Origin of the sequence: Nereida ignava (assembly GCF_047114695.1) — a bacterium.
Lineage (GTDB): Bacteria > Pseudomonadota > Alphaproteobacteria > Rhodobacterales > Rhodobacteraceae > Nereida > Nereida ignava.
Map to the genome: position 1 here is coordinate 1,788,650 of NZ_CP112885.1, position 18,233 is coordinate 1,806,882.

Genomic DNA, 18,233 nt, shown 5'->3' on the forward strand with positions numbered 1-18,233 from the left:
CAATAGGCGTAACGAAAAAGGCCCCGCATGTTGCGAGGCCTTCTTTTTGTTTCTAGCGCAGTTCCTATTCGGCGACAAATCCGGATAGTGCTTTGACTTCAAGGAATTCATGAAGACCGAACGCACCACCTTCGCGGCCATTGCCTGACTGCTTATAGCCGCCAAAAGGCGAGCCTTGAGCAAAGCCTTTGCCGTTGGTTTCAACCATTCCTGAGCGCAGTTGACGACCCACGCGCATACGCTTGGCATCGTCCGAGCTTTGCACATAGTTGGTAAGACCGTAGACAGTGTCATTTGCCAGTGCGACAGCTTCTTCTTCGGTGTCAAACGGAATGATTGACAGCACAGGGCCAAAAATCTCGGTCCGCGCAATTTCCATGTCGTTGTTCACATCAGCAAAAACTGTCGGGCGAACAAAATAGCCACGGTTCAAGCCGTCTGGGCGGCCTGTGCCACCAGCGACAAGGCGCGCTTCTTTCTTGCCAATCTCGATCAGGTCCTGGATTTTGGTGAACTGTGCTTCTGACACGACGGGGCCAATGTGCTCGCCTTCTTCAGATGCAGGACCGACGCGTGTTGCTTCTGCTGTTGCTGCGGCTTGGATAACTGCTTCATCATAGCGGCTGCGTTCGACAAGCATACGTGTGGGGGCGTTACATGACTGGCCGGAGTTGCGGAAACAGCGTGCTGCTCCGCGGTTTACAGCATCTTCGTCTGCATCGGCGAAAATGATGTTTGCACCTTTGCCGCCCAATTCAAGGCTGACGCGCTTGAGAGTGTCAGCGGCGGCTTTCGAAATTGCGATACCTGCGCGTGATGAGCCTGTGAAGCTGACCATGTCCACATCAGGGTGGCATGAAAGTTGTGAGCCAACGCCGGGTCCATCCCCGTTTACCAAGTTGAACACGCCAGCAGGGAACCCCGCTTCATGCATGAATTCAGCAAACAAAATACCCGACAGCGGGGATACTTCGGATGGTTTCAGCACGACTGTACAGCCGGTCGCGATGGCGGGAATAACTTTCAGGATGATCTGGTTCATTGGCCAGTTCCAAGGCGTGATCAAAGCACAAACGCCAATCGGCTCCAGAAGTGTAGCCTCGGTTGGTGTGTGCATTTTTTCAAATTCAAACCCGTCAAAGGCTTTCAAAAAGCCGTCGATGTGCCATGTGCCGGCGCCAATTTGTTGAACGCGTGCAAGTTGCTGCGGTGCGCCCATCTCTGTTGAGATTGCTTGGGCCATGTCTTCGGCGCGGGACACGTAAATGTCGCGGAACTTTTGCAACAATGCGACGCGGTCAGCTTTGTCTGTTTGGGACCAGCCGGGAAATGCGGCTTTCGCTGCTGCGACTGCTGCATCTGTGTCAGCCTGATCCCCGATGGCGATCGTGGCGCATACTTCCTCGGTTGAGGGGTTGATGACATCCATCGTTGCAGCACTGTTGGGGGCGACCCATTGACCGTTGATGTAGAATTCCTGAGTGTTCATTTTGCGCTCCCTGACGGCCTAAATTTTGTGCACACTGTCACGAGGAGGCGGGTTCGTTCAAGCCTCAGTTACGTCACTAACATGCGGGTTCCGACCTTTACGTGCGGATAAAGCATTTGCATGTGATCATTGCGCAGTTTGATGCAGCCAGTCTCATAGGCCAGCCCGATTGACCACGGTATGTTGGTGCCGTGAATGCGGTAGTATGTGGGGCGCCCGTTCACTGCCATGTAAAGCGCTGCCGCGCCCATGGGGTTACGCGGATCGCCGCCATCAAGCCCGCCTTTGTATTGAGCATAAAGGTCTGGTCTTCGTTTGAGCATACGGGGCGTCGGGGTCCAGCGGCGCCATTCAGCTTTGTGGTGAATTGTGGCGCGGCCTTTGAAATCAAGGCCTTGTTCACCCAAGGAAACGCCCACGCGCCACGCCACGCCACGCTTGCGAATATGAAAAAGCTGAAACCGGTCTGACAACACCCGAATACTGCCTACGCGCCACGATTCAGGAACTTTAACCATCGCGGGTTTGAAATGCTCTTCCAGCTCGTACGCGCCATTCGAGTCTTTCGCTGCACGCTTAAAGAACGCCGCAGCGGGAGAAGCTGCAAGCAAGGCAGGTGATGCAAAAAGAAAAGATCGCCGAGAAATCATAACAAGACACCGTTTACGGCCTTTAAGGTTAACATAAGGCGAAATGTGGGCGCAAAACGAAAGCCGCCGCATCACAAAATTTTGCCTCAGACAGCGACCAGATAACAAAAAGCCCCACTATTTCTAGCAGGGCTTTGAGATGATTAAGCGGTGAGAAAGAATTTATTCTTCTTCGTCGCCTTTTTTCTTTTTCGGCTCTTCTTTGATCTCTTCGCCAGTTGCTTGATCCACTACTTTCATAGAAAGGCGAACCTTGCCGCGGTCATCAAAGCCCAGCAGTTTGACTTTCACTTCCTGGCCCTCTTTGAGGACGTCGGATGGGTGGTTCAAACGGCGGTTTTCGATTTGGCTGACGTGTACCAAGCCATCGCGCTTACCAAAGAAGTTCACGAATGCACCGAAGTCGACGATTTTGACGACTGTACCGGTGTAGACCGCGTTCACTTCTGGCTCTGCCACGATGGAATAGATCATGTCGTAGGCTTTTTGGATGGCTTCTGCGTTTGCAGAGGCGATCTTGATGATGCCGTCATCGTTGATGTCGACTTTAGCGCCGGATGTTTCAACGATTTCACGGATCACTTTACCACCAGAACCGATGACCTCACGGATTTTATCCGTTGGAACCTGCATTGTTTCAATGCGCGGCGCGTGAGCAGAGAATTCACTCGCGCCAGACAGCGCTTTGTTCATCTCGCCAAGGATATGCATACGACCGTCTTTTGCTTGGTCGAGTGCTTTTTCCATGATCTCAGGTGTGATGCCTGCGACTTTGATGTCCATTTGAAGTGATGTGATACCTTTTTCGGTACCCGCCACTTTGAAGTCCATATCGCCAAGGTGATCTTCGTCGCCAAGGATATCGGTCAGGATCGCGTATGATCCGTCATCTTCAAGAACGAGGCCCATAGCCACACCAGCAACAGCTGATTTAAGCGGCACACCAGCGTCCATCATGGACAAAGAGCCACCACAAACTGACGCCATTGAAGACGAACCGTTTGATTCAGTGATCTCAGAAACAACGCGCACAGTGTACGGGAAGTCTGTTGCAGCTGGCAGAACAGCCTGAAGAGCCCGCCATGCGAGTTTACCGTGACCGATTTCGCGGCGACCGGGAGGGCCAAAGCGGCCAACTTCACCAACGGAATAGGGAGGGAAGTTATAGTGCAGCAAGAAGTTCGACTTATACATGCCCTGAAGGCTGTCAATCATCTGCTCGTCATCGCCCGTGCCCAAAGTGGTCACAACCAAGCCTTGTGTCTCGCCGCGTGTGAACAGGGCTGAGCCGTGTGTACGTGGCAAGAAGCCAGTTTCACAAACGATGTCGCGGACTTCATCCGTACGACGACCGTCAATGCGCTTGCCGTTTTTCACAACATCACCGCGCAGAACGCCGCTTTCGAGTTTCTTGAGCGCTGTGCCAAGGTTCTCGTCTGCGAGCTGCTCTTCTGACAGGCTTGCTTTGATTTCTTCTTTGACGGCGGCAACAGCGGTTGTGCGCTCTTGCTTGTCACCGATTGCATATGCCGCGCGCATTTTCTCTTCGCCAGCGGCTTTAACTGCTGCGAACAAATCGCTGTAGTCAGGTGCCTGGAAGTCAAACGGCTCTTTGGCGCAATCTTCAGCCAAAGCAATGATCAGATCGATCGCTGGTTGGATTTGCTCGTGAGCAAATTTCACAGCGCCAAGCATCTCGGCTTCAGTAAGCTCGTAAGCTTCTGATTCAACCATCATCACAGCGTCTTTTGTGCCGGCAACAACCAGATCAAGGCGTTGATCAGGGTTGTTCTTTAGATCGTGCATATCGTCGATCTCTGGGTTCAAGATGTAATCGCCATCTTCATAACCGACGCGGCACGCAGCGATTGGGCCCATGAATGGAGCACCAGAAATGGTCAGCGCAGCAGATGCCGCGATCATTGCAACCATGTCAGGGTCGTTTACGCCGTCGTGCGACAGAACAGTACAGATCACCAGAACTTCGTTTTTGAAGCCAGGAACAAACAACGGACGGATCGGACGGTCGATCAGGCGCGATGTCAGTGTTTCTTTTTCTGTTGGGCGGGCTTCGCGTTTGAAAAAGCCACCGGGGACTTTACCAGCAGCGTAGTATTTCTCGTTGTAGTGCACTGTCAGCGGGAAGAAGTCTTGGCCCGGCTTTTGTGCTTTTGCGAAGGTGACGTTCGCCATTACGGATGTCTCACCGTAAGTAGCGATAACAGAACCATCAGCTTGGCGAGCAACTTTGCCTGTCTCAAGCGTGAGGGTTTCTTCACCCCATTGGATAGATTTTTTCGTGACGTTAAACATATACGTTTCCTAGTTCGGCCCACGTGGGGCCATTAGCGTAGAGGGCGAATTCCCTCTGATCCCGATATCTTATTTGGTGGGCGCTGGAATCCGGGCGCCAACTTTCAGATAGCGGCGCAATACAACAGAAAGGGCAGTTTGGGAAGCAATACCGCAAGGCCGCCAATATTCCGGCGTATAGCGTCCGAAAATGGCCTTTGGGGCGGTAGGATAGAAAGCAAAAAGGCCGCCTGATTTAACAGACGGCCTTTTCGTATTCGACTGGTTTGAAATGCGCTTAGCGGCGCAGGCCCAAACGCTTAATCAGGTCTTGGTAACGTGCTTCGTCTTTGCCACGGACATAGTCCAAAAGCTTACGACGCAGAGCAACCATTTTCAAAAGGCCACGGCGACCGTGGTTGTCTTTTTTGTGTGTTTTGAAGTGCTCAGTCAGGGTCGCGATGCGCGACGACAAGATTGCAATCTGAACTTCGGGGGAACCAGTGTCACCCTCTTTGATTGCGAAATCTTTCATGATCTGTGCTTTTGTTTCAGCTGTAATCGACATCGGGGTCTCCTTTAAGGTTAGAGTGATGGCGCAAGCCGAGATGTCGTTCAGCAGGGCCCATGGAGGTATCCACACAAAGCGCGGATGAGGGCGTATAGGCGCAGATGGCTGTAAATGGAAGCGATTCTTTGCGCTCGGCTTACTGCGTTACAGCCTAGTTTACTCCGCAGCGGGGCCAATCACCGTTCCGTAAGCATCCGACATACGCATCACCACCAAATCGGAGACATCCTCAATAGCGTTAGACGTGACTGTCCCAATCGTTTGCCCCGCCAACAAAACCTCGGTCGTGCCATTCAAGCGTGGCCGCAGTTGCACTTCACTGGGGTCATAGGTTTTCTCGTCATCAATAATCACAATCAGCTGGTCTGTGTCGGGCCTGAACTCCGCAATATTACACGGATATTGCCATGCCCATTGGGCAAAGCTTGGCGGACGGATTGATGGCTCTGGTGATATTAGCTTTAACATTTTAACCCCTACTCAAACTATCGCCCAAAGACGGGTGATCTGTGGCAAGGATGTGGAGGTGTCCGCCGCGAACTGTGGCAAGAGTTTGGGCTTTAGTGAGATTTGTTCGCAGTTAAGTCCAAAGTACAGGTTTTTGACTGTAGGCAATATAAAGCGGGTGTTTGGGGTGCCCGTCTTTGGACAAGCCCAAATGCGATAGCGGTTTGCCCGTTTGAACGAGTAGTCCTTTCACAAAGGCGCCTCGCTGCATAAAGGCACCGTGTGTTCCCCATGCGCAGACAATTTGATTTGCGATGACCGCCGCCTGCGTGATTGCGGCGTCATTATTCGGACCGATTGGGTCTTTTGAAGCGCGCATTTTGCGTGGGTCTGTGTCACGCCACGCAAAGATATTGGTCACGCAAAAGCTGCCAAAGCCCAAGGTCCGCGCACGCCTTTCACAACGCTCAACAGTTGGGTCGTTTTGCACCTCTGTTGCGGTGGACGGGTTTAGCATAACGAACAAAACGTGCTCTTGGGATTGGTCCCAGGTGCGCGTGAGGGAGTAGCGGTATTTCTCACAATCTGAATAGACCGCTACGGACGGCGCATCATCTTTGATATGTGTTCGTGTGATCATTCGGCAGGTAAGTTAAACACCCGCGAAGGATGCAGGTTGCCCGCTTTGAAAATACCAACAGCGACAGGGACGCCTTGGTGGCTTACCCACGCTTCTTCGCCATATTCCGCCGCGCCAATTGCCATGGCAGGGTTGCCGTTGCGAAACCGCGTGGCCGCTGCTGCATCACATGTCAGATGTGGTAGATCGCTCAGACCCAACTCAAGCGGGAGCAGCAGGTCGTCAATATCAGCGGTACGCGCAAGCTCTTCAATGCGCTCAAGACCGATCGCGTTTTCTACGTCAAAAGGGCCTGACCATACACGGCGTAACCATGCAACGTGACCATAACAGCCCAACGCGTCGCCCAAATCACGCGCGACTGATCGCACGTATCCGCCTTTGCCGCAGGTCATTTCAATAATCGCGTGATCCGCATCTGGCCGGTCACTCAGGATAATCTCGTCAACAAAAAGTGGACGCGCGGCGACTTCGAAGTCTTCACCATCACGGGCGAGTTTATAGGCGCGTTCACCATCGATTTTCACGGCTGAAAATTTTGGGGGCACTTGCTCAATATCGCCCAGAAATGCCTGAAGTTTTGCTTTGATGTCATCGTCCGTGGGGCGGGTGTCAGAGCGTGCTATGATTTCACCCTCTGCGTCATCAGTGTTGGTTGCCTCACCAAATTTCACGGAAAACTCGTATGCCTTAAGCGCGTCTGTGATGTAGGGAATGGTTTTTGTGGCCTCACCCAACGCTACGGCCAGAACGCCGGTCGCATCAGGATCGAGCGTGCCTGCGTGCCCTGCTTTTTTGGCATTGAACGCCCAACGCACTTTGTTCACCACAGTCGTAGACGTGGGACCTGCGGGTTTATCAATGATGATCCAGCCGCTGATATCGCGGCCATTTTTGCGTCGTGCCATGTAAATACTCGGTGTTAGTGTGAGGCAGAGATGATCGGGCCCATCGGCTGACCAATATCAGAGCGGCCAAGGGATGGGGCGTGTAACTTGCTTATGCGCCCGTCAAAGTAAAGCGCGTTGGGTGTTTTAAGGGCACCTCTGAAAAAGAGCGCCATCTGGTGGAACGTAACAGCCCCGTTCGACATGACGAAAAAGGCGGTCTTGCCATTGTCGGTAGTGCCAACGCCATTGCGGATGTTGGTAAAGGTGCTTTTGGGCAAAAAGCGGGGATGCAATTCGCCGTCAATCACAAACATCGGACCGGATTGTGTTGCATGGACACAGGGCTGTGGGGATTGCTGAAAAGCGAGGGTTTCAATAACCCGAACGGCGCTGGGCGTGATGCACAGGATCCCGTTTGGTAACAGCCCGAAGTTGCCGGGGCCTGCGTTTGGGATGACACGCATGATTTCAACGCCGTCCTCCACATAGTAACCGACGGGTGATCGATCCGGATGATACATGCCTGCGTTCATCGCAAAAGGCAGGGGGCCTTGGGTGGCCTCAAGGCGGCGGAAACTGCCAATGACCTCACCATCGTCACCCCTAAGATGCAGTCGCAACACGGACGGGTCGTCCACAGTACAAACGGTATATTCAGCACCTTCATGGCTTTGAACGGCGCATGTCGTTGGTTGAACATCTGCAAGCGCGCATGTGCCCGCGGCCCAAAAGGCCAACGTGAGAAGCGCACGCCGCATTGCTTTAGTCCTCGGCGTCGTCGCTGGGCGCTTGCGCATCACGGCGCACAACGTCTTGGGCCAGCAATTTCTTGGTCGCATCAATTTGATCGTAGGTGTCATCCGCCAAAAACCGCAGCTCGGGCGAAAAGCGTAGGGTCAGCTTTTTATCAAGCGCGTGTCGCAACTCACCTTTGTTGCGCTTAAGTGCGGCGATTGCCTCTTCCTTTTTGTCCCCGCCCAATGGCAGCGCGTAAACAGTCGCAATCCGCAAGTCGGGGCTTACGCGCACTTCGCCAATAGATAGATACAGCCGGTTCAGGTCTGGATCGTGGATTTCTCCACGTGTCAAAACCTCCGACAGAGTGCGGCGAATAAGCTCGCCAACGCGCAATTGGCGTTGGGACGGAGCACCAGAGTTATCAAATTTGTTCTTTGCCATACGCGGGATGTATGACGGATGGCCTTCCTTGCCAAGCGTAGGTGTCGTAGGACGGTACGGAATATGGAGAGAATGATGACTGATTTGCCGAAAATAGTGGTAACGGGTGCTTCTGGCCGGATGGGGCAGATGCTGTGCCAGACAATTTCCCAGAGTAATGCCTGCACATTGGTTGGTGCGATTGAGCGTGCGGGTCACGACTGGATCGGCCGTGATATCGGCGTTGCGATGGGTGGTACTGAAATGGGCGTGATCGTCAGCGACGATGCCCTTGCTGCATTTGCACAAGCACAGGCAGTCATTGATTTCACCGCTCCCGAAGCGACGATTGAGTTTGCGGCCATCGCTGCACAGGCCCGTGCGGTGCACGTCATCGGCACGACGGGCTTCACGGACGAGCAGATCGAGCGGCTTGAGCCGGCCAGCCGTCACTCGGTTCAGGTGCGCGCGGGAAACATGTCTCTGGGTGTAAACTTGCTGACGAAACTTACCCAAATGGTGGCCAAAGCGCTGGATGAGGATTTTGACATCGAAGTGATAGAAGCCCACCACCACCACAAAGTGGATGCTCCAAGCGGAACTGCATTGATGTTGGGCGAGGCTGCTGCAGCGGGTCGCGGTGTTGCACTGAGCGATGTGCGCGACGCGGGACGCGATGGCATGACGGGCGCCCGCAAACGCGGCGATATCGGTTTTGCCGTGGTCCGTGGTGGTGATATTGTTGGAGAGCATGACGTGATGTTTGCCGCCGCTGGTGAGCGTATTGTGTTGCGCCACATGGCAACAGACAGAGCGATCTTTGCGCGCGGTGCCCTAAAGGCTGCACTTTGGGGTCAATCGCGCGGGCCTGGGCAATACGATATGTTCGACGTTTTGGGCCTTTAGGCCGCTGATTGATCCAAATTGGCATGCCTTGCGTAACAACAGTGTATGTCAACGAGGATCGCACCATGGGCTTGGGAAATGTCTTTGCCACTATTTTGATTGGAACATGTGCGCTTGCGTCTGCAGCGCAGGCCGATGGTTTTGCGAAGATTGATAACGAAGAACGCTTTCGCAGCGTGATCCAAGGCAAGTCACTTCACTACCCGGGCATTAAATTGCGTGTTGAAGAAACGGGCGAGATTATGGGCCGCGCACTTGGTCGTGCCGTGACTGGCGATTGGGCGTGGCAATCAGGCTATTTTTGTAGAAATCTTAAGTGGGGATCGCGTGACATTGGCTACAACTGCCAAGAGGTGCGCGTGAACGATAACAAGTTACGCTTTACATCAGATCGTGGCGCAGGACGTTCGGCGGTTTTATCACTGCGCTAGCGCTGCCTTACATCTTGATCAAAAGTCGATCGCGATGCCTTTCTTTTCCCAATCACCAAAGCGAACAGGTTCGGGGCCATCGCGGCCACCAAGTTCCTTGGGCAGTGCGTCGGCTTTTGCTTTGGCGCGGCGCTCTTCGGCTTCGGCCAGCGCGCGTTTAGCGGCGTCAGGAAGATTTTGGTACGGGTCATTTGTTGCGTCAGTCATGAGCGTGATATAGGCCGCAAGCAATTGTTGATCAAGGATATCACCACATGGCGGATCAAGGACTGGCTCCACGGCGCGCAGCGCTCAAACTTCTTGAGGCTGTTTTGGCCCAAGGGCGTTTGCTGGCCGAGGTGAGCAATACCCTCGATCACCTCAAGGCAGAGGACCGCGCACGCGCGTATCGTCTGGCCGTTCAAACACTGCGGCACCTTGATAAATGTGACCACGTTCTTAAACCGTATTTGAAAAAAAACCCTCCGCTGATCGTGATGAATATTTTACGATTAGGCGTTGTTGAGATCTGCGAAGACGGCGCTGCGGCACACGGTGTGGTGAACGCAGGCGTCACGCTGACTTCGAAATTACCCCGGGTTGGCGGCCTTAAAGGTATGGTTAATGCTGTGTTGCGCCGCGTGGCCGAAACGGGTCCGGATGCTTGGGCAAAACTGCCGCCCGCCCGCATGCCCAATTGGCTGCGTGGCCCGCTTGTGGCGGCGTGGGGCCGTAGCAGTGTCGAGGTCATGGAAAAAGTCCAAGCCGCAACGCCTCCGCTCGATATTTCTTTGCGTGGTCGCGATGGTGATGTGACGCCCGAAGCTGTGACGCTTCCCACAGGATCACACCGTCTTGCGGCGTTCGGGCAAGTCTCAAAGCTTGATGGTTTCGATGAGGGTGCTTGGTGGGTTCAAGACGCCGCGGCTGCCCTTGCTGTCAAAGTGCTTGCCCCCAAAGTAGGTGAGCGTGTCTTGGACCTGTGTGCAGCACCAGGTGGCAAGACGATGCAATTATCTGCGGCTGGTGCGGATGTGGTGGCTGTTGATGATAATGCCAACCGTCTCAAGCGGGTTGAGGAAAACCTCGCGCGTGTGGATTTGAAGGCGCAGCTGGTGAACAGCGATGTGTTTGAAGTGAGCGAAGATGAGCACGGGCTTTTCGATGCTGTATTGCTGGATGCGCCTTGCTCGGCAACCGGTACGATGCGCCGACATCCGGATTTGCCCCACGCCAAAGACGGCAGTGATTTTGGTGCGCTGATCGATTTACAGGCCCGAATGCTTGCGCACGCGATGCGCCTTGTGAAACCGGGTGGCCGGCTGGTTTTCTGCACCTGTAGCCTGCTGCCCGATGAGGGCGAGGTCCACATTGATGAGGCGGATCTGACAGGCTGGAGCGTTGACCGTGCGGCGCTGTCTGTTGAGGGTGTTGAACCAAATTGGATCAGTGAAGAGGGCGGTTTGCGCTTGCGGCCTGATTATTGGGCTGAACGCGGCGGCATGGACGGATTTTATATCGTGTGCCTGCGCAAAGACGATTGATGACACCTTGCGAGCAACGGGCTAACCTGTGACAAAACCGGCCATATCGTAGGATGTGGTGTTGGGGTGTTGCGGCATAAACGTCGCGTAGTCGGGTGAGTTAGTTGAGCAAAAAACAAGTTCCAACGATGGCGGATCGCTTTCATGCGTGGCGTGCTGGTAAATGCGCTGCGGCGACGGGATTTGTGGGCCAGCCTGAGCCTCGCAGTATTGGCAGTTACAACAAAGGCCGCCAGATCGTGGCGGGTAACTTGATGTTTGCGGGAGAATTGATCGAAGCGCCCGATACATCACTTTGGGACATTGAAATGCCGTCCGCGGATTTCAGTAGTGAGGCTCACGGGTTCTTGTGGCTTGATGATCTGGCCGCGGCAGGTGATGCCAAGGCACGCGATCTGGCGGGGCATTGGCTTTCGGAGTGGATCACGAAGTATCCCGCACCTTCACTGCCCGCATGGTCCCCTGAGGTAACAGGGCGGCGCGTGATCCGGTGGGTGAACAACGCGCTGTTTATTTTGCGCGGTAGTGGCGCGGACATCTCTGACGATTACTATACATCTCTTTCCAAACAGACTGAATTCTTGGCCCGCCGTTGGCGTGTTTTGCCAAGTGGTTTAAGCCGTTTCGAAGCGCTTGTTGGGATCATTTATGCTGGTCTTACCATTGAGGGGATGCAGCATCACGTTGATCCGGCCATGAAAGCATTGGCCAGTGATTGTGACGCCCACATTGATGCGCAAGGCGCGATTGTAAGCCGTAATCCCGAAGAGCTGTTGGACGTATTGACACATTTGACGTGGGTGCAAAAAGCGTGTGCTGCTGTTGGGCGTGAGCCAGCAACTGCGATCAGTAATGCGGTTGAGCGGATAGGCCCAACTCTGCGGGCGCTGCGACACGCGGATGGTGGACTTACGCGTTTTCATGGCGGTGGGCGCGGCGTGGACGGCAAGCTGGACCAAGCGCTTGCAGATGCTGCGAGCCGCATGGCGCGTACGGGTGATACTGCCATGGGATTTGCGCGGTTGAATGGCGGACGCACGAGCCTGATTATTGATGCAAGCCCGCCTCCTGTAACCACGAATGCGCGCCGGGCACATGCCAGCACCTTGGCGATGGAACTCACGTCTGGCAGGCGGCCATTGATCGTAAACTGTGGCGCAGGTGTATCTTTTGGCGATAGATGGGCGCGGGCGGGACGGGCGACGCCGTCGCATTCTGTTCTGCATCTTGAGGGGCAGTCCTCTGCGCAGTTGAACGATGAAGGGCATCTGGTGGGTGGTCCGCAAACGGTTCAGTTGGATATTCAGCGCACCGCAGAGAACCAAAAGCTGGGGGCCGCGCATGATGCTTGGGCAGGCTCACACGGGCTGACGCATGTGCGTGAGTTGGAGCTGTCCGCAGATGGGCGCGTTTTAAACGGTTCTGACATGCTTACAACGATGAATGATGCGGATAAGAATCGCTTTGACTTGGCTTTGGATGCCACATCTTTGCAGGGCATTGCCTACAGTGTTCGGTTTCACCTGCATGCAGAAGTGGACGCTTCACTGGACATGGCTGGCCGTGCGGTATCGCTTGTTTTACGCTCGGGTGAAATTTGGGTTTTTCGCGCAATTGAAGGTGTGCAACTGTCACTTGAGCCGTCTGTTTATCTGGAAAAGGGGCGAATTGCCCCGCGTGCGACAATGCAGATTGTCCTTTCGGGTAAAGCCGTGGCATACGCCAGCCAAGTGAAATGGTCACTCTCCAAAGCGCAGGACACGCCGCTGGCGGTCCGCGATTTGTTCGACAGTGGCGATGCACGCGACTGGAACGACTAAACTTAGGACCAAACACATGCCCAATCTTGCCCCTGTTACCCGCGCTTTACTGTCAGTTTCTGACAAAACCGGACTTGTTGAATTGGGCCAAGCGCTTGCACGGCACGGGGTTGAATTGCTGTCTACGGGCGGCACAGCAAAGACGCTACGCGATGCGGGTCTTAACGTGAAAGACGTGTCCGAGGTGACGGGTTTCCCCGAAATGATGGATGGGCGTGTCAAAACCCTTCATCCCGTTGTGCATGGTGGCCTTCTTGCCCTGCGCGACAACACAGAGCACCGCGCCGCGATGGATGAGCATGGTATTGGCCCGATCGATTTGGTTGTCGTGAACCTTTATCCGTTTGAAGAAACAGTGGCTAAGGGCGCCGACTACGACACCACGATTGAGAACATCGATATTGGTGGACCTGCGATGATCCGCTCGGCCGCAAAAAACCACGGGTTTGTGAACGTTGTTGTTGATGTTGAAGATTATGCGGCTGTCATTGCGCAACTTGATGCAAATGGTGGGCAAACTGAGTACGCATTCCGTCAAGGTCTGGCCCAAACGGCCTATGCGCGCACCGCAGCGTACGACACTGCGGTTAGCACTTGGATGGCTGCGCAGGTCGAAGGCACGCCGCGCCGTGTTTCAGTTTCAGGCACATTGGCGCAAACACTACGCTACGGCGAGAACCCGCATCAGTCAGCGGCGTTCTACACGGATGGCAGCACCCGCGCGGGCATCGCTACGGCCAAACAACACCAAGGCAAAGAGCTGTCGTACAACAACATCAACGACACGGATGCGGCGTTTGAATTGGTAAGTGAATTTGGCGGTGGTGCGCCAGCCTGCGCCATCATCAAGCACGCTAACCCATGTGGTGTGGCGACAGGTGAGACACTTCGTGATGCCTACACGCGGGCCTTCCAATGCGACCAGACAAGCGCTTTTGGCGGGATCATCGCGTTGAACCAAACGTTGGACGCTGCAACGGCTGAGGAAATCACCAGCATCTTTACCGAAGTGGTCATCGCCCCTGATGCAACGCCTGAGGCGATGGAAATCTTTGCCAATAAGAAAAATCTGCGCCTTTTGACCACTGGTGGTTTGGCGGATGCTTCTGCGGCAGGTCAGACGATCCGTCAGGTAGCAGGTGGCTATCTTGTGCAAGACAAAGACACAGGCCGCGTCAGCATGGACGACCTGAAGGTGGTGACGAAAAAGCAGCCAAGTGAGCAAGAAATGAAAGACTTGATGTTTGCTTGGACCGTGGCGAAGCACGTCAAATCAAACGCAATTATCTACGTCAAAGACGGCGCTACCGTTGGTGTGGGCGCAGGCCAGATGAGCCGCGTTGACAGCACACGCATTGCTGCGCGCAAAGCCGAAGATATGGCGCAAGAACTTGGTTTGGCCGCACCCTTGACCCAAGGGTCTGTGGTTGCGTCCGATGCGTTCTTCCCATTTGCAGACGGCTTGATCACTGCGGCTGAAGCAGGTGCCACCGCAATTATTCAACCCGGCGGCTCAATGCGTGACGATGACGTAATTGCTGCAGCTGATGAGGCTGGCCTTGCTATGGTATTCACCGGCATGCGCCATTTCCGCCACTAATGAAGCGCGCGCTCACAGTTGCCGCGCTGATCTTTGTATTGGATCAAGCGATTAAGGTTTGGGTCGTTCAAGTCATGGACCTTAAAACGCTTGGGTCGATCAACGTGATTGATCCCTACCTTAATCTGCGCATGGCATGGAACCGGGGTGTTAACTTCGGTTTGGGTGCTGGGCTCGACATGCGCTGGATACTCATTGGTGTCGCACTTGTGATCACGGCTGCTGTGGTGTGGTGGGTTGCGCGTGAACAAATGGGCAAATGGGCGCAGATCAGCGCCGGTTTGCTTATTGGCGGGGCGCTTGGCAACATCATTGACCGGATTGTTTACGGTGCCGTTGCGGACTTTTTGAATATGTCCTGCTGCGGGATTGAGAACCCTTTTGCGTTTAACGTGGCCGACATCGCCATTTTTGTGGGCGCGATTGGTTTGGTTTTTTTGACGCCGTCTGGTGAAAATAAGAAAAGCACCTGACGCGCCTAAAAATCTAGGTTATCTAAACATAACGACTGGGCAGGGGCATTATGGGTTATCTGATTAAAGCCACGATTTTGATGATTGTTACCACTCTTGCACTTGCTGGCTGCGAGCGCGGGGAACCTCAGCTGTTGAATTTGAAAAAGTCGCAGTCTGGCCCTGATGAATTTGCAATTTTGCCAAATAAGCCGCTGCAAGAACCTGCTAGTTTTGCTGAGCTTCCTACACCTACATTGGGTCAATCCAATCTGGCAGACCCCACACCTTTTCGCGATGCTGTGGCAACACTTGGCGGTAGCCCGCAACGCATGAACGCTGATGGTCGTGCGGGCGACAGTGCTGTTCTGGCGCATGCTGGCCGTTACGGGACTGACGCCAATATCCGCTCCACTCTGGCGGCCAGTGATCTGGAGTTCCGCAAAGCAAACCGTGGGCGTTTGTTGGAACGCGCGGCAAATGTGAATGTTTATTTCAAAGCCTATGCTCAGCAAGCATTGGATCAGCATGCCGAGCTTGCACGTCTGCGCAGCGCTGGCGTGCGCACCCCCGCTGCACCGCCGCTGCCGCTTGCCGAATAACTCATCACGAGTACGCCATCGGCCTTGAATGATTTGCGCGCCACCGTAGCTTACAGTCTGTAACAACGGAGTGTTTTCGATGCGCTTAGCCTTTCTTATGCTTGCCTCATTACTGTGGATGCCACTGACTGCGGCTGCGGCGGATAATGTCACAACATTCGCGCTTGATAACGGCATGGAGGTGGTTGTGATCGAAGACCACCGCGCACCTGTTGTGGTGCACATGGTCTGGTACCGCGCAGGTGCCGCTGATGAAGACCCCGGAAAATCTGGTATCGCACATTTTCTTGAGCACCTGTTATTCAAAGCAACGGATGACATGGAAGCGGGCGAATTTTCCAAAGTCGTTGCGGCCAACGGTGGGCGCGACAATGCGTTTACCAGTTACGACTACACTGCGTATTTTCAACGCGTGGCTGCGGACCGCCTTGACTTGATGATGCGGATGGAAAGCGACCGAATGCGCGATCTACGCCTGACTGAAGATGATATCGAGACCGAGCGGAACGTTGTTCTGGAGGAACGCAACCAGCGCACAGAAAACGATCCGGGGTCCTTGTTTGGGGAACAGCGCATGGCAGCACAATACCAAAATCACCCTTACGGCATTCCCGTCATCGGTTGGAAGCATGAGATTGCGCAGTTGGGATTAGACGATGCGCTGGCATATTATCAGCGCTTTTACGCTCCTAATAATGCCGTGTTGGTTGTGGCGGGTGATGTGTACCCAGATGAGGTGAAGCGCCTTGCGGAAACGTATTACGGCGTACTTGAGCCAACCAAAGACCTTACGGCGCGTGCGCGGCCTACTGAGCCGCCGCACCGCGCCGAACGCAGGTTGGTATTTGAAGACCCCCGCGTGGCACAGCCCTACGTGATCCGCACATATTTGGCGCCTGAGCGTGACAGTGGTGCGCAAGAAAAAGCAGCGGCGTTGACACTGTTGTCCGAATTGTTGGGTGGCAATCCCGCGACCTCATTCTTGGGGCAGCGGCTGCAATTTGATAGCCAAGACGCGGTTTATACAGGCGCGTTTTATTCAGGGTTATCGCTGGACGATACAACCTTTGGCGTTGTGATGGTGCCCACGCCTGGGGTTTCGTTGAGCGAGGCAGAAGCCAAACTTGATGCCGCCATTGCGCAGTTTCTTGAGGCGGGAATTGATGAAGAACAATTAGCCCGTATCAAGGTGCAGTTGCGCGCTTCTGAGATTTATGGCCGCGACTCCGTTCAATCCTTGGCGCGAACATATGGCGCGGGGCTGACGTCCGGTTTGACTGTAGCGGATATCCAAGCGTGGCCAGATGTTTTGGCCGCTGTCACGTCTGATGATATCCTGCAGGCCGCGCGGGCGCTATTTTTAGACCGTAAAGTGGCAGTCACCGGCTATCTTCGTTCACCGACTTCACCCGAAGCAGCATCACAGGTGTCACAATGATCCGTTCTTTTATTACCACCTTCGTCGCGTTTTTGATGACGGCCCACACAGCCTTTGCCGCCGTGGAGATACAAGAAGTAACGTCCAAGTCTGGGATCAAGGCGTGGTTGGTGGAAGAGCATTCGATCCCGTTTGTGGCGCTGGAAATTCGCTTCAAAGGCGGTGCTTCGCTTGATGCGGAGGGCAAGCGCGGTGCAATCAATCTGATGACAGCTCTGCTTGAAGAAGGCAGCGGCGACATGGACGCGCAGGCATTTGCACAGGCACGTGATGCGCTGGCGGCGGACTTTTCGTTTGATGTAAGTGACGACTCGCTACAGATTTCCGCGCGGTTTTTGACGGATACACAAGACGAGGCCATCGCCCTTTTGCGCCAAGCGATCCTCAAGCCGTTGTTTGAACAGTCAGCGATTGATCGCGTGAAATCACAGGTGCAATCGATCATTGCGTCGGACCTAAAAGACCCGAATTCAATCGCAAGCGAGACGTTTGCCCGTCTTGCCTACGGGCAGCATCCTTATGCATCCAATATCAACGGTACGCAGCAATCTGTTTCGGCATTGACGCAGGCAGATCTGTTTGAAGCAAAAGATCGAACGATGGCGTTGGATCGTCTTTATGTGGGCGCATCGGGTGACATCACGCCCGACGCGCTGGCGTTTCTATTGGATGATTTGTTGCTTGGACTGCCCAAAAGTGGCGCGCCGATGCCCGCACAAGTCACGCAAACACTTAAAGGCGGTGTGACTGTTGTACCATTCGAAACACCACAGTCTGTAGCGCTTTTTGGACACAGCGGACTTCGCCAAGATGATCCTGATTTTTTCGCGGCGTTTATTTTGAACACCATTTTGGGCGGTAGTGGTTTTGAAGCCCGCCTGATGAAAGAAGTGCGCGAGGAGCGGGGCCTTACCTACGGCATCGGTTCCTATTTGGTGCCCAAAGACTACGCCGCGATGTATTTGGGTCAGGTTTCAAGCGCAAATGACCGGATTGCAGAGGCGGTCGAAGTCACAAAGCAAGTCTGGGCAGATACGGCGCGAAATGGCGTGTCCGAGGATGAGTTGTCCCGCGCCCAAACGTATTTGACCGGTGCGTATCCGTTGCGGTTTGATGGCAATGGGCCAATCGCGAATATTATGGTTGGAATGCAAATGCAGGGCCTTCCGATTGACTATATCCCAACCCGCAACGACAAGGTCGAGGCCGTGACACTAGAGGACGTAAACCGTGTAGCAGCTGAGTTGTTACGCGCAGATGATCTGCATTTTGTGGTAGTCGGTCAGCCAATGGGATTGCAAAGCACCAACTAGTCGAATCTGTG

General features: G+C 54.3%; 19 protein-coding genes. 9 read left to right on the plus strand and 10 right to left on the minus strand.

What is annotated here, in order from left to right; all coding sequences use genetic code 11:
* Positions 1-64: 64 nt before the first annotated feature.
* From OLX08_RS08845 to rbfA, 9 genes are all read right to left on the minus strand, one after another.
* Positions 65-1,489, minus strand: coding sequence for an aldehyde dehydrogenase family protein (locus tag OLX08_RS08845; protein WP_341246785.1), 1,425 nt, complete (start codon positions 1,487-1,489; stop codon positions 65-67).
* 68 nt (positions 1,490-1,557) lie between these two features.
* A complete protein-coding gene (locus tag OLX08_RS08850) occupies positions 1,558-2,100 on the minus strand; it encodes a L,D-transpeptidase (RefSeq protein ID WP_391480957.1) in 543 nt (180 codons plus the stop codon).
* A gap of 201 nt (positions 2,101-2,301) precedes the next feature.
* Positions 2,302-4,452 carry a polyribonucleotide nucleotidyltransferase gene (gene pnp, locus OLX08_RS08855; RefSeq protein ID WP_048598716.1) on the minus strand — a complete coding sequence of 717 codons (2,151 nt, stop codon included), beginning with the start codon at positions 4,450-4,452 and terminating at the stop codon, positions 2,302-2,304.
* Positions 4,453-4,729: 277 nt separating this feature from the next.
* A complete protein-coding gene (gene rpsO, locus OLX08_RS08860; RefSeq protein WP_048598717.1) occupies positions 4,730-4,999 on the minus strand; it encodes a 30S ribosomal protein S15 in 270 nt (89 codons plus the stop codon).
* Positions 5,000-5,158: 159 nt separating this feature from the next.
* On the minus strand, positions 5,159-5,470 hold the full coding sequence (locus OLX08_RS08865; protein WP_391480959.1) for a hypothetical protein: 312 nt from the start codon (positions 5,468-5,470) through the stop codon (positions 5,159-5,161).
* A 112-nt stretch (positions 5,471-5,582) separates the two neighbouring features.
* Positions 5,583-6,089 (minus strand): DUF1643 domain-containing protein, encoded by a 507-nt coding sequence (locus OLX08_RS08870; protein WP_391480960.1) that lies wholly within the window; start codon positions 6,087-6,089, stop codon positions 5,583-5,585.
* Positions 6,086-6,997, minus strand: coding sequence for a tRNA pseudouridine(55) synthase TruB (truB, locus tag OLX08_RS08875; RefSeq protein WP_391480962.1), 912 nt, complete (start codon positions 6,995-6,997; stop codon positions 6,086-6,088). Before truB ends, OLX08_RS08870 begins: the two co-directional genes overlap by 4 nt.
* A 14-nt stretch (positions 6,998-7,011) precedes the next feature.
* Positions 7,012-7,737, minus strand: coding sequence for a phosphodiester glycosidase family protein (locus OLX08_RS08880; protein ID WP_391480964.1), 726 nt, complete (start codon positions 7,735-7,737; stop codon positions 7,012-7,014).
* Between the two features lie 4 nt (positions 7,738-7,741).
* Positions 7,742-8,158: a 30S ribosome-binding factor RbfA gene (gene rbfA, locus OLX08_RS08885; RefSeq protein WP_391480965.1), complete on the minus strand. Its 417-nt coding sequence runs from the start codon at positions 8,156-8,158 to the stop codon at positions 7,742-7,744.
* A gap of 75 nt (positions 8,159-8,233) precedes the next feature.
* Here rbfA and dapB point away from each other — a divergent pair, with 75 nt between their 5' ends.
* Positions 8,234-9,043 carry a 4-hydroxy-tetrahydrodipicolinate reductase gene (gene dapB / locus OLX08_RS08890; protein WP_341246791.1) on the plus strand — a complete coding sequence of 270 codons (810 nt, stop codon included), beginning with the start codon at positions 8,234-8,236 and terminating at the stop codon, positions 9,041-9,043.
* Between the two features lie 65 nt (positions 9,044-9,108).
* The gene (locus tag OLX08_RS08895) at positions 9,109-9,474 is read left to right on the plus strand and encodes a dihydrodipicolinate reductase (protein ID WP_391480967.1); all 366 of its coding nucleotides are present in this window, start codon (positions 9,109-9,111) and stop codon (positions 9,472-9,474) included.
* 18 nt (positions 9,475-9,492) lie between these two features.
* On the opposite strand, the gene OLX08_RS08900 is transcribed toward OLX08_RS08895, so the two are convergent.
* Complete coding sequence (locus OLX08_RS08900; RefSeq protein ID WP_391480969.1) at positions 9,493-9,681, minus strand: DUF1674 domain-containing protein; 189 nt, start codon at positions 9,679-9,681, stop codon at positions 9,493-9,495.
* Positions 9,682-9,728: 47 nt separating this feature from the next.
* Here OLX08_RS08900 and OLX08_RS08905 point away from each other — a divergent pair, with 47 nt between their 5' ends.
* The 7 genes from OLX08_RS08905 (at position 9,729) to OLX08_RS08935 (ending at position 18,222) form a co-directional block, all read left to right on the plus strand.
* A complete protein-coding gene (locus OLX08_RS08905; RefSeq protein ID WP_391480971.1) occupies positions 9,729-10,997 on the plus strand; it encodes an RsmB/NOP family class I SAM-dependent RNA methyltransferase in 1,269 nt (422 codons plus the stop codon).
* Positions 10,998-11,101: 104 nt separating this feature from the next.
* Positions 11,102-12,817, plus strand: coding sequence for a heparinase II/III family protein (locus tag OLX08_RS08910; protein ID WP_391480972.1), 1,716 nt, complete (start codon positions 11,102-11,104; stop codon positions 12,815-12,817).
* A gap of 16 nt (positions 12,818-12,833) precedes the next feature.
* Entirely contained in the window at positions 12,834-14,417 is a 1,584-nt protein-coding gene (gene purH, locus OLX08_RS08915; RefSeq protein WP_391480973.1) for a bifunctional phosphoribosylaminoimidazolecarboxamide formyltransferase/IMP cyclohydrolase, read from the plus strand.
* Complete coding sequence (lspA, locus tag OLX08_RS08920) at positions 14,417-14,890, plus strand: signal peptidase II (RefSeq protein WP_391480975.1); 474 nt, start codon at positions 14,417-14,419, stop codon at positions 14,888-14,890. Before purH ends, lspA begins: the two co-directional genes overlap by 1 nt.
* Before the next feature lie 50 nt (positions 14,891-14,940).
* Positions 14,941-15,471, plus strand: coding sequence for a DUF3035 domain-containing protein (locus tag OLX08_RS08925; RefSeq protein WP_391480976.1), 531 nt, complete (start codon positions 14,941-14,943; stop codon positions 15,469-15,471).
* Between the two features lie 79 nt (positions 15,472-15,550).
* Positions 15,551-16,909: a M16 family metallopeptidase gene (locus OLX08_RS08930; RefSeq protein WP_391480978.1), complete on the plus strand. Its 1,359-nt coding sequence runs from the start codon at positions 15,551-15,553 to the stop codon at positions 16,907-16,909.
* Positions 16,906-18,222 (plus strand): M16 family metallopeptidase, encoded by a 1,317-nt coding sequence (locus OLX08_RS08935; RefSeq protein WP_391480979.1) that lies wholly within the window; start codon positions 16,906-16,908, stop codon positions 18,220-18,222. Before OLX08_RS08930 ends, OLX08_RS08935 begins: the two co-directional genes overlap by 4 nt.
* Positions 18,223-18,233: the final 11 nt, after the last annotated feature.